The sequence below is a fragment of the Sulfitobacter sediminilitoris genome, from assembly GCF_010667575.1.
GTDB classification, from domain to species: Bacteria; Pseudomonadota; Alphaproteobacteria; order Rhodobacterales; family Rhodobacteraceae; genus Sulfitobacter; species Sulfitobacter sediminilitoris.
Genome location: NZ_JAABNT010000001.1, coordinates 177,473 through 201,516, shown reverse-complemented (window position 1 = coordinate 201,516; position 24,044 = coordinate 177,473). Strand labels below are relative to the sequence as shown.

Here is a 24,044-nt window from a genome sequence, read left to right as displayed (position 1 = left end):
TATCCAAGTTGACGAAAAGGGACAAGCATGCAGACCGGTCTTCAATACGTGGTGCAAGGATGACGCGGGCAAGGATCATGGCGCGCCATCCGTCCGTGGTCATCATGGGCGTGGTCTGTGTTGGTGCTTTCGTGGCCTTGGCGCTCGCCGGGCCGTGGTGGGGATGGCTGCTGGTGCCGCTGGGGATCGGCGCGCAAATGCTGAATGAATACAACCTGCACCGCTATATCTTTCATCTAAAGCCGCCCCGGCGGCAATGGGCCTTTGATCTGCTCTATCAGGCGCATTACGGGCACCATGATTTTCCGACGAATACCAAGCTGTTCTTTGTGCCGATCTGGATCGCCCTGCCGATGCTGGCGGCGAATACGCTGCTGGTCTGGGCCATCGCGGCGCTGCTGGGGGTGGCGCAGGCGCATTGGGTGGCGATTGCCATTGTGCCCGCAGGCGGCGTGGCGATGTTCATGGTCTATGAGTGGTTTCATATGACCGCACACCTGAACCTGCCCAAATCCGCCATCGCGCGGCGTGTGACGCGGCTGCACAATCAGCATCATTTCCGGGATTTTTCCAAATGGTTCCATGTCAGCCCCGGCGGCGAAATCATTGATCGGGTCATGGGCACGGACATCGACGCCGCCGCGCTGAAACAGCAGCAGCGGATCGAGTTTATTCGCACCCTTGGGATGACGCCGGACGATCCCCGCCTGCTGGCGGCCCGTACGCGGTTCGCACCAAAATACGGGTTGAGCGACAAAGAGGTGGCACGGGCGGGCATCGTCCCAGCGGCCTAGACTCCACATCGAGAAGCTTTCGTAACGTCACGAAATGCACGCTTGCTCTCAAGAGTGCAGTCCCTACTCTGACGGCTGACAGAGGAGGATGACACCGTGAACAAGATACTGAAAACCGCGCCCATGGCTTTGGCCGTCGGCATCGCCGGGACGACCCTGATGGCAGAAAACCGTATCGACACCCAACTGCCAAGCGCACCGGAACTTGCCGCCTACGGCGATCTGCCCGTCGGCGTCCGCCAGCTTGATATGGTCAACCCCGGACAGATCGACATTCTGGCGATTGATCCGGCGGCCCCAAAGCCCGATCCGATGCCCACCTACGACCGCCCGCTGACCGTCGAAATGTGGTATCCCGCTGCAGACGGCGCGTCGGGGGACACGACGCTCAAGGCTTTCCTGCGTGACGGCACAACAGAAGTGACCTTGCAGGGCACAGCCGTGCGTGATGCGGCCCCCGCCGCACCTGATAACGCCTATCCGCTGGTGTTGATCAGCCACGGTTATCCGGGCAACAGGTTCCTGCTGTCGCATCTTGCCGAAAACATCGCTTCCAAGGGCTATGTCGTGGCCTCCATCGATCATACGGACAGCACCTACCGCACACAGGCGGCATTCGGATCAACATTGGTGAACCGTTCGCTGGATCAGCTTTTTGTGCTGGAAGAGATGGCCAAAATGGCAGCTGACGGGGGTAATTTTGCAGGCCTCTATGACGCAAACAATACCGGTCTCATCGGGTATTCCATGGGCGGCTATGGCGCGATCATCACCGCTGGCGGCGGCGTAACCGAAGCTTCGGTTGGCTACCCATGGGGCGGACCGCACGGAACCTTGGGCATTCATCAGGCGGGCAGTGATACACACGAAAACCTGCCCGATGCGCGGATCAAGACCGCGGTGGCGTTTGGACCATGGGGCATGAACACCGGCTTCTGGGATGCTGCCGGGCTGTCTGGCATCCGTATTCCAATGTTCTTTATCGCAGGCTCTCAGGATGACGTGTCTCTTTATGAAAGCGGGGTGCGCGCAATCTGGGAAAACGCCTCGAACCTGCCACACGCGTTGCTGACCTATGTGAACGGCGGGCATAACTCAGGCGCGCCGATGCCTGCCCCCAAAGAGAGCTTCTACTTCTCCGAGGAAAAGGGCTTCAACATTTCGGAACACTATACGGATCCGGTCTGGAACACAGCGCGCATGAACAACATCGCGCAGCATTTCGTGACCGCATGGATGGATCAGCATCTGAAAGGCGATGAGGACAAAGGGACTTATCTGGATCTGGTCGAAAACTCCAACGAGGGTGTTTGGTCCGTTAATGACGATGGTACCGAAAAGGACGATCACAGCCATTGGAAAGGCTTTGCAAAAGGCACGGCAAAGGGCCTGCAATATGAGGTTAAGTCCGTGGAGTAATTGTCGCGCGTGGAAACGCTCATCTTTTGTTAAGGTGAACTTTTCGCCGAAAGCCTCTGGAATCGAGCGATTAATTATTGGTTAAAGCCTGTCCCCGCGGGGACAGGCCTTTCTTATGCCCTATGGATGGAATACGTGATGATCCGTCAGGTCAGATCAGAATTCCTGATCGTTACTGCCTTGCTGCCAAGGCTTCACCAGATTGCCAAAACGTGTGAAACGCCCCTCAAAGCTGAGGTCGACGGTGCCGATGGGGCCATGGCGCTGCTTTCCGATGATGACTTCGGCGCGTCCGTGCAGCCGTTCCATCTCTTCTTGCCAGCGGGCCATGGCCTCCAGATCGTGATCGCCGGGTTTCTCCCGTTCTTTGTAGTATTCCTCGCGGAACACGAACATCACGACGTCGGCGTCTTGCTCGATAGAGCCTGATTCACGCAAGTCTGAAAGCTGTGGGCGCTTGTCTTCGCGGTTCTCGACCTGACGGGAGAGCTGCGAGAGGGCGATCACCGGAATGTCGAGTTCCTTGGCAATCGCCTTAAGGCCCATGGTAATTTCCGAGATTTCATTAACCCGGTTCTCGTTCTTGCCCGTGCCACGGACCAACTGCAGATAGTCCACGATCAGCACATCAAGGCCATGGGTCCGCTTGAGGCGTCTTGCGCGGGCGGCAAGCTGGCTAATGGGCAGGGCAGGTGTGTCATCAATAAAGAGTGGGCAGGCCTCAAGTGCCTTGGCGGCATCTACGAAACGTCGGAATTCGGCCTCGGTCATGTCACCAGAACGGATCTGCTGGCTGGGGATTTCGGCGGCTTCCGACAGGATACGTGCGGCAAGCTGTTCGGCGCTCATCTCCAACGAATAAAAGCCGACCACGCCGCCGTCGACCGCACCTTCGGACCCATCTGGCAATTGACCGCGCTTGTAGGCCTTGGCCACGTTGAAGGCGATGTTGGTGGCAAGAGAGGTCTTGCCCATCGACGGGCGCCCGGCAAGGATCAGCAGGTCAGAGCGATGCAGGCCGCCCAGTTTGCCATCCATGTCGATCAGACCGGTGGACACCCCGGACAGGCCACCATCACGCTGATAGGCGGCGTTGGCAACATTAACAGCGTCCGTTACCGCCTTGAGAAAGCTTTGAAATCCGCTTTCTACTTGCCCTTGTTCGGCCAGTTTATAGAGCTGTTGCTCTGCCTCGACGATCTGTTCGCGAGGTTCCGAGGCAACATCGACCTGTGCCGCCTTGGCTGAAATGTCGCGACCCAGTTGGATCAGATCGCGGCGCACCGCGAGATCATAAATCATGGTTGCGTAATCGCGTGCGGCAAAACCGCTGATCGCAGCCCCTGCAAGCCGGGCAAGGTAAGCGGGTCCGCCCAGTTCCTTCAGCCCCTCGTCATCCTCCATGAAAGCCTTGAGGGTGACGGGAGAGGCAAGGTTGTTTTTGGCGATACGCTGTGCCGCGATGTCGTAGATGCGCGCATGGACAGGGTCATAAAAGTGCTTGGCCCCGATGATTGAGGCCACACGGTCAAAGATGTCGTTGTTGGTGAGGATCGCGCCCAGAAGTTGCTGCTCTGCCTCGATGGAGTGCGGCATGGTTTCCGGTGCCTGCACAGCAATATTATTCGCGTTGAGCGATGTGATCTCGTTCATGGTCTCACCCGATTTGTCCCGCTGCCTGTCTTAGAGTGTGGGACGATTTGGCGCAAATTGTATGTTTTTGTGGATAACCGGTGGAAGGCTTTTCGCATACTATATCTTGCCCCAGAGTAGGGTTATGCGTCAACATCGGGTAGAGTGAGCGCTCAGCTTTTGTGAGCGTCCTGCCATTTTTTCGGGGCTTCAAGAAATGTTTCAACCTCTTTCAAAGTAGCTTCGTTGAAGGCACAGTGCGCCTTCGCCTCGGCAAGAACATCCCACCACGTGCACAGGGCATGAAGCGTAACGCCATGATCGCCCAAGGTCTTTTCCGTTTGCGGGAAGATGCCGTAGTAAAAGATCACGGCGGTATGACCGCAGGTCGCGCCCGTGTCCCGAATTGCATCCACGAAGCTCAGTTTTGAGCCGCCATCGGTTGTCAGGTCTTCGACCAGCAGGACGCGCTGGCCTTCGGTCATCTCGCCCTCGATCCGGGCGTTCCGGCCATAGCCTTTGGGTTTTTTCCTGACGTAGGTCATCGGCAGGCCCATCCGCTCCGCGACCATGGCGGCAAAGGGGATGCCCGCGGTTTCGCCACCGGCGATGTTGTCAAAGGCTTCGAATCCGGCGTTGCGCATGACCGTGACGGTCAGGAAATCCATCAGCGTGGCGCGGATGCGCGGATAAGAGATCAGCTTGCGACAATCGATGTACGTGGGGCTGGGCAGACCGGAAGCGAGCGTGAAGGGCGTTTCGGCATTGAAGTGGACCGCCTTGATTTCAAGCAGCATGCGCGCGGTGAGGCGCGCCATTTCTTCAGGGCTGGGATAGCTGGTTGGGATCATTATTTGCTCCTGTGGGGCGGACGGCGCGTCAAATGACGGACCAGTTCAGCGGCATTTGCGGATCGAAGACCGTGACAGGACCGTCACCAGTTTCGATATGCTCAGGGTAGCTGGGCGGAGTGCGGGACAGGGTGATGGTGTCATCGTTGACCGGCAAGCCATAGAACGCAGGGCCGTTCAGCGACGTGAAGCCCTCAAGCTGGTCAAGCGCGTCTTCTTGTTCAAAGACTTCGGCGAGGATCGACATCGTATTCGTTGCGGTGAAACAGCCCGCACAGCCGCAAGGCAGCAGTTTGTTGGCATCGGTGTGTGGGGCGGAATCGGTGCCAAGGAAAAAGCGCGAATGGCCCGAAGTGGCCGCCGCTCGCAGGGCCAGACGGTGGATTTCACGCTTTGCCACGGGCAGGCAGTAGTAGTGCGGCTTGATACCCCCGGCGAGGATATGGTTGCGATTGATCACAAGGTGATGTGTCGTGATGGTCGCAGCGAGGTTGTCGTTGCCTGCCTTGACATAATCTGCGGCATCCGAGGTCGTGATATGCTCCATGATCACGCGCAGATCGGGGTGAGTTTTGCGGATCGGATCAAGTACCCTGTCGATGAAGACGGCCTCGCGGTCAAAGATGTCGATCTCGGGATCGGTGACTTCGCCATGAGTGCAAAGCGGCAGGCCGATTTCAGCCATTTTTTCAAAAACCTTCGCGACCTTCTTGAAGTCGGAAACACCGCTGGCTGAATTCGTTGTCGCCCCTGCCGGATAGAGCTTTACGGCAGTGATCAGACCGTCGGCGTGGGCCTTGGCCACATCCTCTGGGTCCGTGTCCTCGGTCAGGTAGAGGGTCATCAGCGGCGTGAAATCTGCGCCCTTGGGCATCGCGGCCATGATCCTGTCACGGTAGGCGGCGGCCTGAGCGCCAGTTACGACCGGTGGCACAAGGTTTGGCATGATGATTGCACGGGCAAAATGCGCTGTTGTCTGGGGCAATACGGCGCGCAGCATATCGCCGTCGCGCAGGTGCAGGTGCCAGTCATCGGGGCGGCGGATCGTGAGGGTATCTGTCATGGTGCTGCGCTAGCACAGCACTCCGTCTGGGGCTAGTCTTCTTCTGCGTTGTGGAGTTTGGCCTGCCTCAACTCTTTGAGGCGGAAGGCAAAGCGGCGCGCCCGCATGCGCGATGTCACATTCGCACACAGCGCCTCGATCAGCGGCTCGCGCTCGTCTGCCTCCAGTGCGTCAAGCAGGTTGCGCAGATAGGGTCGATAATCGCGCCGGGCGCGGTAGAGTTGCGCAAAGGCTTCTTCGGTCAACGCACCTTCGCCAGCGGCTTTGATCAGCGGCGCCCACGTATCCATCTCCAACAGGTCGGTTTGTAGCGCATTGCCCATGAAGCGCATCCGCAGCTTGGTGACATTGGGCCGCGTGAAGAGGGCCGCATGCATCGCATCAAGCTGTTCGCGGGGGTCATAAAGCACATAGGCATGCTCTGCCGCATCCAGCATTTCGGGGGCATAGCCATAGCGCGATGTGAAATCCTGAATACGCATGTCAGTAAAGCGGTCATCCCATTCGGTCAGACGCGGATCAAGCGTGGCCTGCGGCTGAATGGCCACGACATATGCGCCGGGGGCGGAAACGGAATAGGCGGCCGCGGCGTAGCCACATGGGCCAGCGCCATAGAAGATTACGTTGTCGAATTCATCAAAAAACCCGTCATCGACCAGCCGGTCGAAATAGCTGTAGACCGCAGGGTCGCGAAACCATGTGTCGCCATTGCTGGCAAGGCACAGGTGCGACCAGCCATGATCCTTGATCATCTCCCAGCCCAAAGGCTGTCCGAGATCCGAGAGCGCCTGAATGCCTTGCAGAGTCTCGAACGTCACCAGCAGGGTAGAGCCTTCTTCGATAAAGATCGCATGATGGCGGCGTCCAAGGTTTTGGACATACCCGTCTTCATCCGCGATTTGATCGACCAGCGACAGCCATTCCTGCCGTGGCAGGTCGACCAAGGAGGTATCGAGCGTTGGCGTCTCGTCTGTCATGACTGCGTCCTCAAATGCCTGCATCGCGTTATTAGATGTGCGATTTGGGGTCTGAGTTACCAGTGCAATACGGCAGAATTTAGGAGAATGCGTGCGCAAATATGCCTATTTGGGGCCGGATTGGTGGGCCAGATTGGCATGCCGGATCAGGAATTGCGCCGCTTGGGGCGGGATCGGCTGACTTGGCGGGGCCATCAGCAGGCGGCCGAAAAGCGCGCGAAACGGCTCTTGTTCTAGCAGGATATTGAAGCGGGATTTGCGCCACGCAACCGCATTTTCATGTAGTTGCCTGAGCGTCGGATCGGCCAAAAGGCTCATGTTTTCGGCCTGGCGGGCGGGGGCGAGCGACTGGATGCTGGTATCTTCATCAGTGTTGAAGTTGCGCTCGACAAAGTAGTCGAGACCGAGCAGGTGATCGGAATGCACGGCGCGGCCCCGGTCGGCCTTCAGAACGTATGATTCCAAGGCGCACAGCGGATAGTGGTTGAGTTGCGCCAAGGCGTAATTGTCTATGCCGTAGTTGGAAAAGATGCGCTTTGTCTTGAAATCATCACCCAAAGCGCGACCCGATCCATCGAACCAGCGGGCGGCGTCCAGCTTGGTTTTATCAGGGTCGCGGGGGCGGTGGACACCCGGTTTCCGGTATGTCCCGTCATTGCGGTAGAGCGTTTTGAAGAGCGCCGCACGCCAAGGCCAGTGAATGACCTTGGGGGCGCAGCGTGTGAAGGTATCAAGGACCGGCACGTCTTCGTATCGGACCTGGCCCGAAGTGCCAAAAAGCCGCCATGTCAGCGGGATGGCCGTGGCGTCAGGCAAGGCATCATGCAGTGCGGATAGCGTGTGATCGCCACAGTGGATGTTGACGAATTCATCGATGTCGAGCGGCATGATCCAGTCCGCCTGTTTGACCTGCTTTAACTTGGCTGCCGCCTTGAGCGCCGTGAACTGGATGCCGCCCTGATCGTAGGGGCCGTTGTTTGGCACGTGGTCAAGCATCCCCATCTCGGCCAGCCGGTCGAGCATTTCCACCGTACCATCGTCACAATCATTTGAAAAAACAAGGAAATCATCAAAGCCCACGGCCCGGTGGTGGGCCAGCCATTCCAGCAGGAAGGCCGCTTCGTTCCGGACGCAGAGGATGGCGAGATGTGTCATCTACCAGTCGGTTCGAAAGGCCAGCACCTTGCCGTGCGAGCCGCGATGGTAGTAGGCAAGGCCAGCATCCATGAAGGCACGCATCACCTTGTTCATCCCCTCGGGTCCAATCCACTGGGGGTGGGTTTCGATGATTGCCGCGCGAAAGCCGCTCAGGTCGAGGGACGGGATCAGATCGACCTCTGCGCCTTCGATGTCGCAGATCAACACGTTCGCGCCAATGTCCTTGAAGGTGGTCTTAGCATTCAGCACGTCGACCTTGACCGAAGGCGGATCCACTTCGCCCTCCAGCTTCTGCATGGATGAGCCCAGCATCGGTTCGCGCACATAGAAGTCCACGCTGCCCTTGCGGGTTCCCAGAATGGCGTTTGTCACATGAGCGTTAGTCACGTCGTTTGCGGCGTGCACCGACTGGATGTAGGGGATCAGATTTGGGTTCGCCTCGAAGACATGCACCGATTTGATCGCGCGTTTGGTGGAAACCAGTGTTGACATGTAGCCGATACCGCCGCCCAACTCGACCACGACATCGCCTTCCCTGACGACGCGCAGGGCCGCTTCGGTTTCCTTTGCCTCGTAGTCATTGTTGCGCAGAAGGCGGCGAATCTTTCCTTGCATGATGTCGGGGTGTTTGGGAAACCGCATCCCGCGAGACCGGATAAATCCGGCAGGTTCTGATGTGGGTTGGCCGTCCATGTCTCAGCTCTCCATATCCAGCGACAAGGCGTAGGCGACGCGCTCTGTCTCGTTCAGTTTCACGTCCAGCGCCTGTTGGTACAATTCTGCGAATTCGGGCATGGCGTGCAGTTCCTTTGCCTTGGCCTGATGCCACTTCAATCCGGCCTGATGGGCTTGCTTGAGCTTTTTATCTTCCATCAGCCGGTCATATTCGGCCCGCAAGCGGGGCAGGTTGCGCTTGATTGTGATATCGCGGAAATCGGACCAGTCCATGCGGATCCAGTAGTTGATCCCGATCGAGCGGTCCACGTGCAGCGCGCGCCCGCGCTGGCGCTTGATCAAGAAGGATTCGGCGCTGCGCAAAGCGTAGTGGTTGAGTTGCAAAAGATCGTAGCCGATGTTGGTCTTGGACGACCGCCAGCCATTGTGGGCAGCGTCCCGGGTCATGTCATGGCCCGATCCGTTGACCCATTTCACTTTGTTTTCATAGTCTTCGGCCAGCTTGTTCGGGCGGTGACAAGAGATCTTTGCGTAGGCCCCGATGTTGCGGAACATGGTCTTGAAGCCCCAGACCGTGTGGGGCTTGGGGCAGTATTTCGGCGCACAGGCGTCGAACTGCTCAATGACAAAGTCGTCCTTGAGTTTGGTGACGCCGTTATGACCAAAAAGCCGCCATGTCATCGCAATGTTGGTGGCGTCCGGTACGGCGGCAAAGAGATCATCCAGCGTCCCGTTACCGGTGCGAATGTTCATGAATTCATCGACGTCGATATGGGCGATCCACTCGGCGTTCTGGATTACGGGTTCTTTCAAAGACTTGTTCAGAGCATGCTGTTGGGGCGAGTTGCCCTTCCAATTGTCATTGTTGCGGTGCTCAACGATGCCCATCTCCATCAGGCGGCCCAGAACCTCATCGGTCCCGTCTGTGCAGTCGTTGGTGTAGATCAGGAAGGCATCGATGCCGATGGCGCGGTGGTATGCGATCCATTCCAAGATATATGGCGCTTCGTTCTTCATGCAGCCCACGATCACATTGCCGGTTGAGCCTTTGGGCAGGATGCGCGGTGGCATGGGCGTATAGGCAGCGGCCAGTTCTTCTTCGTTCACGGCACCAAGATTGTTATGGGGTTTGAACTGGGTGGAGAGGACCATCTGGTGGTTCACCTTGACCCGGTTCAACAGCCGTTGCTTGGCGGCTTGCTCCTCCGCGCCCGATGCGTCCTCATTCAATAGTTCCTCAAATTTCTCGGACGCGCGCTTTGCTGCTTCAGCCTCGGCGCGCTTTTCGGCCACCGGCGTGCCGTTCTTGCGAAGCGCAAAGGCATAGGCGGCAAGGTATTGCGTCGCGCGGAAGCCCATCTGCGGATCGGCCTCTTCCCAAGGGGCGCAGGGATCATCGGGAGCAAGGGCGGTTGAAAGGTCAGGGAAGCGCTTGATCAGACCTGCGTTGTCTTTCTTGAAATGCTTGGAGACGGCTGCGAGGCTGCCCGGCTCGATCGGGTCACCTGCGATGCGCACGTTGCGCAACACCTGTGTCCACATCTCGCGGGGGATGATCATGTCGCGTGCCTGTGCAAAGCGGATCAACACCTCGTTCATGTGCCGCATCCGGGTCAGCGAGGCGGCAGGCTCCGGATGATAGAGGCGATCCGGCTCGACCTTGCCAAGGCTGTTCTCGATGCCGAGGGTGGTGCAAAGCTCTTCTATCCCGGCGTCGCCATAGAGCGCATTGAGGTCGAGAGGGCGCAGGGTGACATTGCCCTTGCCAAACGACTTTTCCCAGAACGCCAGGAGCGATTTGAAATCCAGCCAGAACGGCGGATGGTGGATGTCATTGAAGATGCCAAAGTGAGGATCGTTCCCCTGCCTTTGTGCCAAGGCGCCCGTCCACCAATCCTTTTCTTTCGCCAGTTCAATCTCTTGGCTGAGAGGATACCGCCTGCCTTCCAACACGGCATAGATGTAGTGCTGCACCAGAAGGCGCGCCTGTTCGTCGATATGGGCGACGATCTGAATGTCGTCGAAATAGGGTGTCAGAAGGGCGTGTAAGCGCGCCAGTTCATCCGGGGTATGAAGCAAGCTGCCCAGTTGCGCCGCTGACAGGACGATATGATCGGCCTTGATGGTGGGCAATTCCCTGGCGAACAGGCTGTGAAATTCGGACGTCAGGGTTTGCTGCACCAGCGGATTGTCCAGCCCGCGCTTGTAGCGCAGAACGCCGACCTCGTCCGCCTCGGCACAAGCGGCGTAGAGGCGCACATGATTCCAGTCCGGCGCAGCGATCCCGGCTTTCTCAAGCGCACCTGCCTTGTGCTTGAACAGGCTGCGAAACCGCATGGCGGCTTTTTCCGTGGGGCCGATCAGAAGCGTGAGTTTCATGAAGTCGCCTTTGCAGCGGGCTTGCCCACGTTGCTTTGGCCCCACCACGGCAAATCGACGCCCAGATAGGCGCTGATCTTGGCCTGTGCGTCGGGGTCTTCGATGTCGTAAGACATGAAGTTTTTCGCGCCGTCAAAGACATGGTGGCAAAAGGCATAATGCGCCGACAGCCAGCGCGCCAACTGGTCCTCGGTCCGGCCAAAGCCACGGGGCAGGCCCGGGATATCGGCGGAGGGCAGGCGACGTTTGCCAAGGTTGTTCCAGCGCATCATGGAATCAGCGGTTTTTTCCGGATCGCGCATGGTCAGAATGAACTTTACCCCCGGATGGCATTTCTGGATGGCGGATAGCACGCCCCAATCCGTCTGTGGCCAGAGCGAGCGGTCCTCGCGCACGGCGGACATTTCATTGATCACATCGAACTCATCCAGCCGGGCCAACGGGTCACCGGTGGCGAAGTAATCTTCATAGATGATCTTGCCGACATGCATGCGCGGGATGTCATCGCGGGTCGACTGGCCAGCGCGAATGCGCCAGTCGGCGACCGTGAGCCCCGCGTGGCGCAACGCGTCAGTCAGGGTGGTTGTGCCCGTCTTGGGCAGGGCAAGGTTCACGACGCGCAAACGGCTCATGGCAACTGTCCGATCTCAAAACCGATTTCATCGCGGATCGCGGTCTCAGCGGCGGAATAGGGGGAGGCCGACAGCAACTGCTTGCGCATCTCCTGATAGCTGTCCTGCGCCAGCAATGCGTCGCGTTTGGCCATGTGCAGGCGTACCGCCTTGTCATGCAGCGCCCCGATTCCATCCAGCGCCTTGAGGCGGTCCATTTCAGCACGCACATCTGCCTCATAGCGCAGAATGCTATCGTCGAAATAACCACCGTCATTGCGTTCGCGCCAATAGCTGTCGTCAAACGCCCGGTGTTCCCGGTTCACGTCGCCCCGGTCATTCTTGACCAGATAACTGTCAAGCGAGCGCAGAGCGTAGTGGTTCAAGGTTGCCAACTCGCGGGCACCACGCGCCGGGAAAGCCCGTATGCGCCGCTTGCCCGCACGCTTGCGAAAGGGTGCCGGCACCGGGCGGCCTGATCCGTCGGTCCAATTGGGCTTGGCCTTCGCCTCATCATGGAAAGGGCGATGCGCGCCATAGTATTCCACCGGGAAATCCCTGCGCACCAGACTCTTGACCTCAATCGCGGTGTCTGCCCCCCAGATGTCGGGGTTATGGCCGCGCAGGAACTGCGTGATGACAGGCTGGTCGACGTAGTCCTCAATCCCGTCATTGGCCATGAACTGAAAGGTCAGTGAGATCGCCTGTGGATTGCCGCAGGCCTCAATGAGGGCGGGAAAGCTGTGATCCCCGACATGGATATTGGGGAATTCATCCACATCGGCAATCCAGACCCAGTCAGATTGTTTCACCAGCGGATGTTGTTTTGCGGCTTTCAGCGCCTGCATCTGATAGTTGCGGTTGGTGGCCGGGTTGGGCAGGTGCGCGACGATGCCGTGATCTTGAAGCCGGTCCAGCATCTCGTCCGTGGCATCGGTGCAATCGTTTGAATAGAATAGAAAATCCGTCACCCCGATCACGCGGTGAAAGGCAATCCATTCCAGCAGGAACGGGCCTTCGTTCTTGACGCAGGTCACAGCGGTGATGCGCATTTCAGGCCTCACCCCGCAAAAGGGATTTGCGTAAGCTCTGTCTCATATCCGCCTCTTGGGGTCGGGTGCATCATGCCCCGGAACCTCTCATTCTTTGCAAAGATTATGTCAGTCCGGCCGAATCGCGTCAATCTGGCACGCACCAGCTGTCCAAGGCGTGGCAATTTGGCATGTGCGGGCCTTGACCCTGCGCCGCGCCCATGCACCTTTGGGGCATCGGGGAGAGGCATATGAGCGACATGACGAGCATCGATGCGGTGCAGGAGATGCTGAGCGGACAGGGCTATATCTGCGGGCGGGCACTGGGAACGGTGGTTTTCCTAAGCCTGAAGCTGGGCCGGCCCCTGTTTCTGGAAGGCGAGGCAGGCGTGGGTAAAACCGAGATCGCCAAGGCATTGGCGGCCGGTTTGGACCGAAAGCTGATCCGGTTGCAGTGTTACGAGGGGCTGGATGCCAATTCTGCCGTTTACGAGTGGAACTTCCCGGCCCAGATGGTCGCCATCCGGGCGGCAGAAGCTGCCGGGGATGCGGACCGCGACGCGCTGACCACCCAGCTTTTCAGCGATGAGTTCCTGATCGAACGCCCGTTGTTGGAGGCCATGCGCCCCGATGAGCGGGGCGCGCCGATCTTGCTGATTGATGAGCTGGACCGCACTGATGCGCCGTTTGAAGCCTTCTTGCTCGAAGCGCTCAGCGATTTTCAGGTCACGATCCCGGAGATGGGGACGATCAAGGCACCCGAGCCGCCCATTGTCATCATTACCTCGAACCGCACACGCGAGGTGCATGACGCGCTCAAGCGCCGTTGCCTGTATCACTGGGTTGACTACCCGGATTTCGATCGCGAGATGGACATTCTGCATGCCCGTGCCCCTGAAGCAGCGGAAAGCCTCAGCCGCGAGGTTGTCGCCTTTGTCCAGCAGCTGCGCACCGAAGACCTGTTCAAAAAGCCCGGCGTGGCTGAGACCATCGACTGGGCGAAATGTTTGCTTGCCCTTGATGTGATCACCCTGAGCCCGGAAGTGATCGCCGATACGCTGGGTGCCATCCTGAAGTATCAGGATGATATCGCCAAGCTGCATGGATCCGAGGCCAAGCGCATCCTTGATCAGGCCAAAGCGTCATTGGATCCTGCATGAGTGTGTTGTGGACCTCAAACGCCTTGGAAATTCGGGGGCTGGGCCTCCGATCCCCGCGTCATGGCTGAATTGCCACCGTTAGACCTGCCGGACGACCCGAAGCTTGCCGGCAACATCACCCATTTCGCCCGCGCCCTGCGGCGTGCGGGATTGCCTATCGGGCCGGGCCGCGTGATTGATGCAATCCGTGCTGTCGAGGCGGCGGGTTTTACCGACAAGCGGGACTTTTATTGGACGCTGCATGCGTGTTTCGTGAACCGGCCCGAACACCGCACCGTCTTTGCCCAGCTCTTTCGCCTTTATTGGCGCGACCCGCGGTACATGGAACATATGATGGCCGCGATGTTGCCCGCGATCCGCGGGGTGCAGGAGGAGCGGTCAGCGCAAGCGGCAGAGAAGCGCGCAGCAGAGGCGCTGCTGGACGGGGCCGAGGCACCGCAACGGGAAGATGAGGCGGACAGCGCCGAAGAGGACGCGGTCATTGAGGTCGACGCAAGCCTGACCATGTCGAGTGCCGAACGACTACGCACGCTGGATTTCGAGCAGATGAGCATTGCCGAGATGGCAGAGGCAAAACGGATGCTGGCGCGACTGGCGCTGCCGGTCAAACCCTTGCCCTCGCGACGGGGGATGGCGGCCCCGCAGGGTCGGATCGATGCCGCACGTTCGCTGAGGCAGGCCTTGCGACGCGGGGGCGAAATGGACCGTCTGGCCTTCAAGAAACCGCGCCCTCGTTATCCCAATCTCGTGGTGCTTTGCGATATCTCTGGCTCCATGAGCCAGTATTCGCGGGTCATTCTGCATTTTTTGCATGCCGTCAGCAACGCCAAGGGGGCGGGCTGGGCCAAGGTGCATGCGTTTACCTTCGGGACGCGGCTGACCAACATCACGCGGCATTTGGCGACACGGGACGTGGATGCGGCACTTGCCGCTGCCGGGGCGGAGGCGCAGGATTGGGAAGGCGGTACGCGCATCGGGGCCTGTCTGGAGACCTTCAACCGCGATTGGTCACGGCGCGTGATGGGGCACGGGGCTGTCGTTCTGCTGATCACGGACGGGCTGGACCGGGACGCGCCGGAAGATCTGGCGCGTCAGATGCAACGTCTGCATCTGACCGCACGTCGGTTGATCTGGCTGAACCCGTTGCTGCGCTGGGATGGCTTTGCGCCCAAGGCCGCCGGAATCCGCGCAATGTTGCCGCATGTCGATAGCTTTCGGGCCGGGCATTCGATTGCGTCGCTGGAGGCATTGGCCGAGGTGATCTCTCGGCCTGAAGATGTCGGAGAAAAGGCGCGGTTGGTTGCGGAACTTGCAGCTCATCGGCTCTAGCCTCTTCGCGGGCTGAAAAGGCGCTGCTGGCCCACCAAAACCAAATGGTTTCGGAGCCGCCCTTGCATGAGCCCTGTCTGACAGACCGCTGTCCGCTTCCCAAGAGGAATAGCGGTATCCCGCAAGCGGGACCCTCCGCGATTCCTCTTGGCAAACGGCCATCGCCCTGTCCGCCTGATCTCACGCAACGGCGGCTCCGAAACCAAGTGGCTTAGGCGAAAGTGGCCCCGAAGGTCGTACGGAAGATCAGGGACAGGTCTTCGAGGGAGGCCGAGGCACCCCCGAATGCAATATCGCTGCCGCCAAACTTGCCAACGGATGTCAGCGTGAGGCCTGCCGCAGTCGCAGCGGTCATGAGTGCCTCGGCCTGATCAAAGTTGCAGGCGATGAGATAGCGCGCCTGATCTTCGCCGAACAGGGTCGGCGTGTCGGAGGCATCAAGGGTCATACCGACGCCCGAGGCTTCGGCAAGCTCAAAGGCGGCGAGGGCGAGGCCGCCATCGCTGAGGTCCGTGCAGGCCCGGATCAGATCGCGGTTGGCGCGGATGAAGTCACCATGCGCCTTTTCTGCTGCCAGATCGACCGCAGGTGCATCGCCTTCGGCACGGTTGAAGACGGTGGCAAGAAGGGCGGATTGGCCAAGATGGCCATGGGTTTCCCCAAGCACCAGCGCCACATGGCCGTCGCGGACATCGCAGCCGATGATGTGATCGGGATGGTCGATAAGGCCCACGGCACCGATGGTGGGCGTGGGCAGTATCGCGGCGCCGTCGGTCTCGTTGTAGAGCGAGACGTTGCCGGAGACGATGGGCATATCTAGGGCAGAGACGGCTTCACCGATGCCTTTTATGGCGCCGACGAACTGGCCCATGATGGCGGGTTTTTCAGGGTTGCCAAAGTTCATGTTATCAGTGGTCGCAAGTGGCTTTGCGCCGACCGCCGTGAGGTTGCGGTAGGCCTCTGCGACCGCCTGCTTGCCGCCTTCGACGGGATTGGCCTTGACGTATCTGGGCGTGACGTCAGAGGTGAAGGCAATGCTTTTGTCGGTGCCGTGGACGCGGATGATGCCTGCACCGATGCCTGGTGTTCGTGCGCTGTCGGCCATGACCATGGTGTCGTATTGTTCGAACACCCAGTTCTTGGCGGCATAGTTTGGATCAGAGATCAACGCCTTCAGCCCGTCGATGGGATCAATGCCGGGAACATCAGCCAGTGGTGTGGCCGCAGGCGTTTCCTGCCATGGGCGGTCATATTCCGGTGCGGTGGAGGCGAGTTTGCTCAAGGGAAGGTCCGCTTTGACCGTGTTGTTCATCATGATGAGAAAGCGGTCTTCTTCGATCGTCTCGCCCACGATGGCGAAATCAAGGTCCCATTTGTCAAAAACGGCCTTGGCCTCTGCCTCCAGTTCGGGGCGCAGGACCATGAGCATGCGCTCCTGGCTCTCGGACAGCATCATCTCATAGGCGGTCATGTTTTCTTCGCGGACCGGGACCTTTTCCAGGTCAAGGCGCACCCCGAGGCCGCCTTTGTCACCCATTTCGACCGCAGAGCAGGTGAGGCCTGCGGCACCCATGTCCTGAATGGAGATCACCGCGCCCGTTGCCATCAGTTCCAGCGTGGCTTCCATCAGGCGTTTTTCGGTGAAGGGGTCGCCCACCTGAACGGTGGGGCGCTTTTCCTCGATCGTGTCGTCGAATTCGGCCGAGGCCATGGTGGCGCCGCCGACACCGTCGCGGCCGGTTTTCGCGCCGAGATAGACGACGGGCATGCCGATGCCCGATGCGGCCGAATAAAAGATCTTGTCGGCATCGGCGAGGCCCGCGGCAAAGGCGTTCACCAGGCAGTTGCCGTCGTAAGCGGTGTCAAAGCGCACCTCCCCGCCCACGGTGGGCACGCCAAAGCAATTGCCGTATCCGCCGACGCCTGCCACGACGCCGTGAACCAGCTGCCGGGTTTTGGGGTGGTCCGGCCGGCCAAAGCTGAGAGAGTTCATCGCAGCGATCGGGCGCGCGCCCATGGTGAAGACGTCGCGCAGGATACCGCCCACGCCGGTGGCCGCGCCCTGGTAGGGTTCGATGTAGGAGGGGTGGTTGTGGCTTTCCATCTTGAAGACCAGCGCCTGACCGTCGCCGATGTCCACCACGCCCGCGTTCTCACCGGGGCCGCAGATGACCTGTGGGCCGGTGGTGGGCAGGGTGCGCAGCCATTTCTTGGATGATTTATACGAGCAATGCTCGTTCCACATCGCCGAAAAGATCCCCATTTCGGTGTAGTTCGGCTCCCGTCCGAGGATGTTTTTTACCTCGGCGAATTCTTCGGGCGTGAACCCGTGTGCGGCGACGATTTCATCCGTGATGGCAGGCTCTTGCATATGCCCCATTCCCCCGTGGCAGTGGTTGCCCCGTCTCTTAGTGCAAGGTCGCTGGGGAAGGAAGGGGGCAGTGGGTTTTCCGCCGTGAAACCTCAAGCGGCGGTTGGTCAGGAATGAAGTGGTCTAGATGCCGTCACGAAGATGCTCTGTCATGGGCACGAACCGGGTTGGCAGTGGCGCAAAAAAAAGGCCGAGCACAGGGCTCGGCCAAGTCCAACAGGGAGGTATGAAGCGACACGCCCGAAGGCTGTCCTCTTCATAACGCTGAACTAGGTGGCGGAATGCTTGCAATCAAGTCAGAGTTCGAACTTTTTGTAACATATCTGCTATGCATAGATCGCATACCTGTCTGTTATTGCTTTTCTTTCAATTGCTTGCGGTAAGTAATAATTTCGTCCTGAACAAAGTCCTTGAACGCTGCAACGCGCTTGGACTGCCGCAATTCTTCCGGATAAGCCAGAAAGACCGGCACGTCTGCAGACTCGATTTCGGGCAAAACCTGTACCAGATCCGGAAAATCCTGAATCAGGTAATCGGGCAGAACACCTATCCCCAGATCATGCAGAACGCCTTGAAGCACGCCGAAATAATTGTTGACCGTCAGCAAAGAGCGCACGTCATGCAGCATCAGCTGCTGGACCAGGTTGAGGCCTGCGCCGACCTGATCGCTGTCGGTATTCTGGCAAATCAGCCGGTGGTCCGCCATGTCTTCGATCGTTTCAGGTGTGCCATTGGCTTCTAGATATGCAGGAGACGCATAAAGGCACATCTTGATCATCATCAGTTTCTTGCGGATGAGGTCGGCCTGAGAGGGTTCTTTCATCCGGATGGCCACATCCGCTTCGCGCATCGGCAGGTCGAGCACGCGTTCTTCAAGCATGAGATCGACTTTGAGATCAGGGTACTTTTCGTAGAGTTTGGGCAGGCGCGGGGCGAGCCAGAGAGTACCGAAGCCCGTGGTGGTGGTCACGCGCAATTCACCGAATACCTCTTCTTCGCTGTCACGGATGCGCGCGGCTGCGGCGTCAAGCCGTTTTGTCATCGCAGCGGTGGCATCGAACAGCAATTCGCCCTGTTCCGTCAGGATCAGTCCGCGGGCATGGCGATGGAAGAGGTTCGTGTTGAGTTGTTCTTCCAATCCGCGAATCTGGCGCGAGACAGCGGATTGCGACAGGTTGAGCTTGTCGCCCGCGTGGGTCAGCGACCCCGCGTCGGCGACGGCGTGAAAAATGCGCAGTTTGTCCCAGTCCATGGTCTTCTCTTTCATCTTCTGCCTATGTCCTAAAGCATAACTGTCAAAAGAACACAGGCTTGTGACACTTGTACCGGACTGTGCCGGAAAAATCAGCTATACAGGTCAGCATATGTGACCTATAATCTTTTTAGATTTGTGCAAGACTGACGGAACGTAGGGAGGCCGCCATGACGACGCCAAAGATTTCACTCAATGATCGTTTCGACACGGAAAAGAGCCCGGTGCTGCTGAATGGCACGCAGGCATTGGTGCGGATGATGCTGATGCACTCCGAACGTGACCGGGCGGCGGGGCTGAATACTGCGGGGCTTGTGACCGGGTATCGCGGATCGCCATTGGGTGCCGTCGACATGCAGATGATGAAGGCCGAAAAGTTTCTGGCCGAGAAAAACATCACTTTCCAGGCCGGGCTGAACGAGGATCTGGCCGCCACCGCGCTCTGGGGCGCACAGCAGGCGGAACTGCGCGGTGAGGGGAAGTACGATGGCGTTTTCGGTCTTTGGTACGGCAAGGGGCCGGGGGTGGACCGCTCGGGCGACGTGATGCGGCACGCCAATATGGCGGGCACCTCGAAAAACGGCGGCGTACTGATGGCGATGGGAGACGACCACACGGGCGAATCCTCGACCGTGCTGCACCAGTCGGAATTCGCCATGGTGGATGCCTATATGCCGGTGGTCAGCCCCGCTGGCGTTCAGGAGATTCTGGATTACGGCATCTATGGCTGGGCACTGTCTCGGTATGCGGGGGTCTGGGTAGGTCTCAAGACCATGAAGGACACTGTTGAAGTGACCTCGGTGGTGGATGGTGATCCACACCGTCTTTCCTTTGTTACGCCAGAGTTCGAGATGCCGGAGGGCGGTCTGAACATCCGGTTGGTTGACGACCGGATCGATCAGGAAGCGCGGCTGATCGATTACAAGCGTTACGCGGCCGAGGCTTTTGCCCATGCCAATGGGATCGACAAGCGTGTCTGGGGCAAGCCGGGGGCCAAGATTGGCTTTGTCGCCGCAGGCAAGAACTGGCTTGATCTGGTGCATGCGCTGAGCCTTTTGAACATTGATGAGAACGAGGCCGAGAGGCTTGGCATAACGACCTATAAGGTGGGTCAGACATGGCCGCTGAACATGAAGGGTTTCCACGACTGGGCGGAAGACCTGGACCTGATCGTGGTGGTCGAGGAAAAGCGCAAACTGATCGAGGTTCAGATCAAGGAGGCGTTGTTTGACGATGACATGCGCCACCGGGTCTACGGTGGGCGCAAGAACGGCGAAGAGTTTTTCACGGCGCGCTGGGCGCTTGATCCGGTAGATATCGCTGAGAAACTGGGCCGCGTCCTGTGTGAAGAAGGGCGCGAAACCGATGGCATCAAGGCAGGACTGGCCAAGCTGGACGAAGCGCGGCGCGCCGACAACGCCGAGGAAATCGCGGCACGGCTGCCGTATTTCTGTTCGGGCTGTCCGCATAATACCTCGACCAAGGTTCCCGAAGGCAGCCGCGCCTATGCTGGCATCGGCTGCCATTTCATGGCGCAATGGATGGACCGCGACACGCTGGGGTTCACCCACATGGGGGGCGAGGGCGCGAATTGGATCGGAGAGGCCCCGTTCTCGACACGTGCGCATGTGTTCCAGAACATCGGAGACGGGACCTATAACCACTCAGGCATTCAGGCGATCCGTGCTGCTGTCGCGGCAGAAACCAACATCACCTACAAGATCCTTTATAACGACGCTGTTGCCATGACCGGAGGCCAGCACAACGAAGGTGATCTGGACGCCCCGCGCATTGTCGACGAACTGCGCGCGATGGGGATAAAGAACCTCGCCGTCGTCTATGACGAAAAGGAAGATGTCGAGGCCGCGGACTTCAAGGGTGTGCCGATGCACGAACGTGCGCAGCTGGATACGGTGCAAAAGGATTTCTCGACCAAGGAAGGGGTCAGCGCCATCGTCTATATCCAGACCTGCGCCGCTGAAAAACGCCGCCGCCGCAAGCGAGGGCTGTTCCCGGACCCCGACAAGCGCGTGTTTATCAATACCGACGTCTGCGAGGGCTGTGGCGATTGCGGGGTGCAGTCCAATTGCGTCTCCATCGTACCGAAAGAGACCGAGCTTGGCCGCCAGCGGGCGATCGACCAATCCTCCTGCAACAAGGACTTTTCCTGCCTCAAGGGGTTCTGCCCGTCCTTCGTGACGCTGGAAGGCGCAAAGGTGCGCAAGGAGGCGACGACCGAGATCAAGATACCCGATTTGCCGATGCCCGCGATCCCCGAAATCAGCGGCACCCACAACGTGGTGATCACCGGCGTCGGCGGCACCGGGGTTGTGACCATCGGCGCGGTGCTTGCGCAGGCCGCGCAGCTTGATGGCAAGGGTGCGGGCATGATGGAGATGGCGGGACTGGCCCAGAAGGGCGGCGCGGTGCACATCCACTGCCGTCTGGCCAACCGGCCCGAAGACATCTCGGCCATCCGCGTGGCAACCGGTGAGGCGGACGCGCTGATCGGGGGCGATCTGGTGGTCTCTGCTGGCTCCAAGACGCTGGGACTGACGCAGGCAGGGCGCACCGGGGCGGTGGTCAACAGCCACGAGATCGTGACAGGCGATTTTACCCGCGATACGGAATTCAAACTGCCCTACGACCGGCTGACCCTGTCGCTTGAAGCGCGGCTTAAGGACGACGTGACGTTGTTTGATGCCTCCGATCTGGCCAAGGCGGCGCTGGGCGATTCGATCTATTCCAACATGATGGTCTTTGGCGGTGCTTGGCAAAAGGGGCTGCTGCCCCTGTCGCTGGAAAGCATTCAAGAGGCGATCCGTCTGAACGGCGCTGCCGTTGAGGGCAATTTGCGCGCCTTCGAACTGGGGCGCTGGGCGGCGCTCTATCCGGCCGATGCAGCGTCGGTGCTGGCCCCCAATGTAGTCTCGCTGCCAAAAACGCTGGATGAAAAAACGGCTTTCCGAATGGATCACCTCACCGCCTATCAGGGCAAACGGCTGGCAAAACGCTATGCAAAGCTGGTGAATTCGGTAGAGGACCGGGATGTGAAGGCGGCCTTGGCCGAAGGCTATCACAAGCTTTTGTCTTACAAGGACGAATACGAAGTCGCGCGGCTTTTGCTCAGCAGCAGGGAAAAGGCAGCAGCAGAATTTGAGGGCGATTTCAAAATGACCTTCAACCTCGCCCCGCCGATGCTGTCCAAGACCGGCCCGGATGGCCGTCCGGTGAAGCGCCAATTCGGAGCTTGGCTTGAGCGGCCTCTGCGCCTGCTTACAAAGCTCAAGGGGCTGCGCGGAACGCCCTTCGATCCCTTTGGATATACCGCCGAGCGCAAGATGGAGCGTGCATTGATCAAGCAATACGAAGCCGACATGGCCGAAGTGCTGCCAAAGCTGACCGATCAGACCCGCGAAGCGATCGTGGCGCTGGCCGAACTGCCCAAGCAGATCAGGGGCTTTGGTCCGGTGAAGCAGGCCAATGAGGCCAAGGCAGCAAAACGTCGCGAAGAGTTGCTGAGCGTGATCCGTGCGGGTGGCACCGAGACACGCAAAGCGGCGGAGTGAACTGTCACGCGGGTGTCACACTGCTTGCCTAGCAAAGGTGCAAACGGAACTGGACGATGTGCCTATGCGACGCCGGCCGCCCTCGACCCGCGAGATCAGCTATGCGCACTCCGCGCAAAGCAGAACGGGCCGGGCCATGATCCGTTTGATGGAGAATTCAACGGGACGTCTGCGCCTGATCAAGCGGGCCATTGGGTATGAGGATGATCTGAGCGCCGGTTCAGGCTTTTTCGACGTGATGGCTGACCGATATGGGCTCAGCCTAGATGTCGTTTCTGGTAGTCTGGACCTGATCCCGCGCGAAGGGCCGGTGATATTCATCGCCAATCACCCCTACGGGATCCTTGATGGCCTGATGCTGGGGCAGATGATGTCCAGAACGCGAAAAGATTTTCGGATCATGGCGCATTCGGTCTTTGACTGCGCACCGGAGTTGCAAGAGCATTTGCTCCCCGTGAGTTTCGACAACGATAAAGCCGCGCTGGCGCTGAATCTGGCCACACGCCGCAAAGCGCTCGACTTTTTGGCGCAGGGTGGCGCGGTCGGTATTTTTCCTGGTGGCACAGTCAGCACGGCGGCCCGGCCATTTTCCCGGCCGATGGACCCCGTTTGGCGCAGTTTCACCGCCCGGATGATCGCCAAATCACGGGCCAAGGTGGTGCCGATCTATTTCGACGGCCACACCAGCCGGATGTTCCAGATCGCGAGCCATTTGCATCAGACTTTACGCTTGGGTTTGCTCATTAAGGAGTTCCGCAAACGGATCGACACATCCGTGCGGGTGGCCATCGGCAAACCCCTGAACCGTGACGTTCTGGACCCACTGTCACATGACGCCAAAGGCATGATGGATTTCCTGCGCAAAGCCACGTATGAGTTGTCGCCAGAGCCGCTGGTGACAACCGAGCTTGGCTTTGAATTCGAAGAACACTATCGCGCCTGAAAGGCGAATGCGGCATGGCAGTAGGCATATTTGACAGTGGCTTGGGTGGCTTGACGGTCCTGCAGGCGGTGCAGGAACGGCTACCGGAGGTGGAGTTCGTCTACCTCGCTGACAGCGCACATGCGCCCTACGGCGTTCGGACGTCCGACGACATCTATGATCTGACAACAGCTGCGGTACAACGCCTGTTCGATGCGGGCTGTGATCTGGTGATTCTGGCGTGCAACACGGCCTCTGCGGCGGCGCTGCGGCGGATGCAGGAATCCTGGGTGCCAGCCGACAAACGTGTGCTTGGAGTCTTTGTGCCGTTGATTGAGGCGCTTACGGAACGCCGGTGGGGGGACAATTCCCCGCCGCGCGAGGTGGCGGTCAAGCATGTGGCGCTTTTTGCGACGCCCGCGACAGTGGCAAGTCGCGCATTTCAGCGCGAGCTGGCCTTCCGGGCGATCGGCGTGGATGTCGAAGCACAAGCCTGTGGTGGTGTCGTAGACGCCATCGAGGATGGAGATTTCATTCTGGCCGAGGCGCTGGTGCAAAGCCATGTGGATGCCCTGAAGCGCAAAATGCCGGATCCGGAGGCCGCGATCCTTGGCTGTACGCATTACCCGTTGATGCAGGAGGCGTTTCAAAAGGCGCTGGGTGAGGATGTAGCGGTCTATTCTCAGGCCAACCTCGTCGCGGAAAGCCTTGCCGACTATCTTGAGCGGCATCCCGACAAGCTGGGCACGGGCGAGGCCGCGTTTCTGACAACCGGTGAACCCGCACGGGTCAGCAGCCGGGCTACGCAGTTTTTGCGACGATCAATTCAGTTCACTGCCGCCTGAATTTCG

At 59.2% G+C, this 24,044-nt stretch carries 18 protein-coding genes; 7 read left to right on the top strand and 11 right to left on the bottom strand.

Translation table 11 applies throughout. The annotated features are described in order from the left end of the window. Positions 1-77: 77 nt before the first annotated feature. Complete coding sequence (locus GV827_RS01005; RefSeq protein WP_235930000.1) at positions 78-794, top strand: sterol desaturase family protein; 717 nt, start codon at positions 78-80, stop codon at positions 792-794. A 123-nt stretch (positions 795-917) separates the two neighbouring features. Further along, positions 918-2,213, top strand: a complete 1,296-nt coding sequence (locus GV827_RS01000) for an alpha/beta hydrolase family protein (RefSeq protein WP_164352177.1) — start codon at positions 918-920, stop codon at positions 2,211-2,213. A 156-nt stretch (positions 2,214-2,369) separates the two neighbouring features. Here the strand turns inward: GV827_RS01000 and GV827_RS00995 are convergent, their stop codons facing one another. From GV827_RS00995 to GV827_RS00955, 9 genes are all read right to left on the bottom strand, one after another. Continuing rightward, positions 2,370-3,866 (bottom strand): replicative DNA helicase, encoded by a 1,497-nt coding sequence (locus GV827_RS00995; protein WP_164351827.1) that lies wholly within the window; start codon positions 3,864-3,866, stop codon positions 2,370-2,372. A gap of 152 nt (positions 3,867-4,018) precedes the next feature. After that, the gene (locus tag GV827_RS00990; RefSeq protein ID WP_164351826.1) at positions 4,019-4,696 is read right to left on the bottom strand and encodes an orotate phosphoribosyltransferase; all 678 of its coding nucleotides are present in this window, start codon (positions 4,694-4,696) and stop codon (positions 4,019-4,021) included. Positions 4,697-4,724: 28 nt separating this feature from the next. Continuing rightward, positions 4,725-5,759 carry a dihydroorotase gene (pyrC, locus tag GV827_RS00985; protein ID WP_164351825.1) on the bottom strand — a complete coding sequence of 345 codons (1,035 nt, stop codon included), beginning with the start codon at positions 5,757-5,759 and terminating at the stop codon, positions 4,725-4,727. A gap of 32 nt (positions 5,760-5,791) precedes the next feature. Then, complete coding sequence (locus GV827_RS00980) at positions 5,792-6,736, bottom strand: phosphoadenosine phosphosulfate reductase (protein WP_164351824.1); 945 nt, start codon at positions 6,734-6,736, stop codon at positions 5,792-5,794. A 105-nt stretch (positions 6,737-6,841) separates the two neighbouring features. Next, entirely contained in the window at positions 6,842-7,891 is a 1,050-nt protein-coding gene (locus tag GV827_RS00975; protein WP_164351823.1) for a glycosyltransferase family 2 protein, read from the bottom strand. Beyond that, positions 7,892-8,587, bottom strand: a complete 696-nt coding sequence (locus tag GV827_RS00970; RefSeq protein WP_235929999.1) for an FkbM family methyltransferase — start codon at positions 8,585-8,587, stop codon at positions 7,892-7,894. It abuts the gene before it with no gap. Positions 8,588-8,590: 3 nt separating this feature from the next. After that, a complete protein-coding gene (locus GV827_RS00965) occupies positions 8,591-10,948 on the bottom strand; it encodes a glycosyltransferase family 2 protein (protein ID WP_164351822.1) in 2,358 nt (785 codons plus the stop codon). Next, the gene (locus GV827_RS00960) at positions 10,945-11,580 is read right to left on the bottom strand and encodes a sulfotransferase (RefSeq protein WP_164351821.1); all 636 of its coding nucleotides are present in this window, start codon (positions 11,578-11,580) and stop codon (positions 10,945-10,947) included. The genes GV827_RS00965 and GV827_RS00960 overlap by 4 nt, the downstream gene beginning before the upstream one ends. Next, positions 11,577-12,611, bottom strand: coding sequence for a glycosyltransferase family 2 protein (locus tag GV827_RS00955; RefSeq protein ID WP_164351820.1), 1,035 nt, complete (start codon positions 12,609-12,611; stop codon positions 11,577-11,579). The genes GV827_RS00960 and GV827_RS00955 overlap by 4 nt, the downstream gene beginning before the upstream one ends. A 230-nt stretch (positions 12,612-12,841) precedes the next feature. On the opposite strand from GV827_RS00955, the gene GV827_RS00950 reads away from it, so the two are divergent. Both GV827_RS00950 and GV827_RS00945 read left to right on the top strand, forming a co-directional pair. Next, entirely contained in the window at positions 12,842-13,750 is a 909-nt protein-coding gene (locus GV827_RS00950; RefSeq protein WP_164351819.1) for an AAA family ATPase, read from the top strand. 60 nt (positions 13,751-13,810) lie between these two features. Beyond that, positions 13,811-15,079, top strand: coding sequence for a vWA domain-containing protein (locus tag GV827_RS00945; RefSeq protein WP_164351818.1), 1,269 nt, complete (start codon positions 13,811-13,813; stop codon positions 15,077-15,079). 211 nt (positions 15,080-15,290) lie between these two features. Here the strand turns inward: GV827_RS00945 and purL are convergent, their stop codons facing one another. Both purL and GV827_RS00935 read right to left on the bottom strand, forming a co-directional pair. Beyond that, positions 15,291-17,450, bottom strand: a complete 2,160-nt coding sequence (purL, locus tag GV827_RS00940; RefSeq protein ID WP_164351817.1) for a phosphoribosylformylglycinamidine synthase subunit PurL — start codon at positions 17,448-17,450, stop codon at positions 15,291-15,293. A gap of 352 nt (positions 17,451-17,802) precedes the next feature. After that, complete coding sequence (locus tag GV827_RS00935) at positions 17,803-18,702, bottom strand: LysR family transcriptional regulator (protein WP_164352175.1); 900 nt, start codon at positions 18,700-18,702, stop codon at positions 17,803-17,805. Positions 18,703-18,872: 170 nt separating this feature from the next. On the opposite strand from GV827_RS00935, the gene GV827_RS00930 reads away from it, so the two are divergent. The 3 genes from GV827_RS00930 (at position 18,873) to murI (ending at position 24,038) form a co-directional block, all read left to right on the top strand. After that, positions 18,873-22,271, top strand: a complete 3,399-nt coding sequence (locus tag GV827_RS00930) for an indolepyruvate ferredoxin oxidoreductase family protein (RefSeq protein WP_164351816.1) — start codon at positions 18,873-18,875, stop codon at positions 22,269-22,271. Positions 22,272-22,335: 64 nt separating this feature from the next. Then, positions 22,336-23,214, top strand: a complete 879-nt coding sequence (locus GV827_RS00925; RefSeq protein WP_164351815.1) for a lysophospholipid acyltransferase family protein — start codon at positions 22,336-22,338, stop codon at positions 23,212-23,214. A 14-nt stretch (positions 23,215-23,228) separates the two neighbouring features. Next, positions 23,229-24,038 (top strand): glutamate racemase, encoded by an 810-nt coding sequence (murI, locus tag GV827_RS00920; RefSeq protein WP_164351814.1) that lies wholly within the window; start codon positions 23,229-23,231, stop codon positions 24,036-24,038. Positions 24,039-24,044: the final 6 nt, after the last annotated feature.

Bases quoted from the DNA above. Each gene is read 5' to 3' on its own strand.
- GV827_RS00980 (WP_164351824.1), bottom strand. From the start codon at position 6,736: ATGACAGACGAGACGCCAACGCTCGATACCTCCTTGGTCGACCTGCCA.
- GV827_RS00970 (WP_235929999.1), bottom strand. From the start codon at position 8,587: ATGGACGGCCAACCCACATCAGAACCTGCCGGATTTATCCGGTCTCGC.
- GV827_RS00930 (WP_164351816.1), top strand. From the start codon at position 18,873: ATGACGACGCCAAAGATTTCACTCAATGATCGTTTCGACACGGAAAAG.
- GV827_RS00965 (WP_164351822.1), bottom strand. From the start codon at position 10,948: ATGAAACTCACGCTTCTGATCGGCCCCACGGAAAAAGCCGCCATGCGG.
- GV827_RS01005 (WP_235930000.1), top strand. From the start codon at position 78: ATGGCGCGCCATCCGTCCGTGGTCATCATGGGCGTGGTCTGTGTTGGT.
- GV827_RS00950 (WP_164351819.1), top strand. From the start codon at position 12,842: ATGAGCGACATGACGAGCATCGATGCGGTGCAGGAGATGCTGAGCGGA.
- GV827_RS00975 (WP_164351823.1), bottom strand. From the start codon at position 7,891: ATGACACATCTCGCCATCCTCTGCGTCCGGAACGAAGCGGCCTTCCTG.
- murI (WP_164351814.1), top strand. From the start codon at position 23,229: ATGGCAGTAGGCATATTTGACAGTGGCTTGGGTGGCTTGACGGTCCTG.
- purL (WP_164351817.1), bottom strand. From the start codon at position 17,450: ATGCAAGAGCCTGCCATCACGGATGAAATCGTCGCCGCACACGGGTTC.
- pyrC (WP_164351825.1), bottom strand. From the start codon at position 5,759: ATGACAGATACCCTCACGATCCGCCGCCCCGATGACTGGCACCTGCAC.
- GV827_RS00925 (WP_164351815.1), top strand. From the start codon at position 22,336: ATGCGACGCCGGCCGCCCTCGACCCGCGAGATCAGCTATGCGCACTCC.
- GV827_RS00955 (WP_164351820.1), bottom strand. From the start codon at position 12,611: ATGCGCATCACCGCTGTGACCTGCGTCAAGAACGAAGGCCCGTTCCTG.
- GV827_RS00990 (WP_164351826.1), bottom strand. From the start codon at position 4,696: ATGATCCCAACCAGCTATCCCAGCCCTGAAGAAATGGCGCGCCTCACC.
- GV827_RS00960 (WP_164351821.1), bottom strand. From the start codon at position 11,580: ATGAGCCGTTTGCGCGTCGTGAACCTTGCCCTGCCCAAGACGGGCACA.
- GV827_RS00945 (WP_164351818.1), top strand. From the start codon at position 13,811: ATGGCTGAATTGCCACCGTTAGACCTGCCGGACGACCCGAAGCTTGCC.
- GV827_RS00935 (WP_164352175.1), bottom strand. From the start codon at position 18,702: ATGGACTGGGACAAACTGCGCATTTTTCACGCCGTCGCCGACGCGGGG.
- GV827_RS01000 (WP_164352177.1), top strand. From the start codon at position 918: ATGGCTTTGGCCGTCGGCATCGCCGGGACGACCCTGATGGCAGAAAAC.
- GV827_RS00995 (WP_164351827.1), bottom strand. From the start codon at position 3,866: ATGAACGAGATCACATCGCTCAACGCGAATAATATTGCTGTGCAGGCA.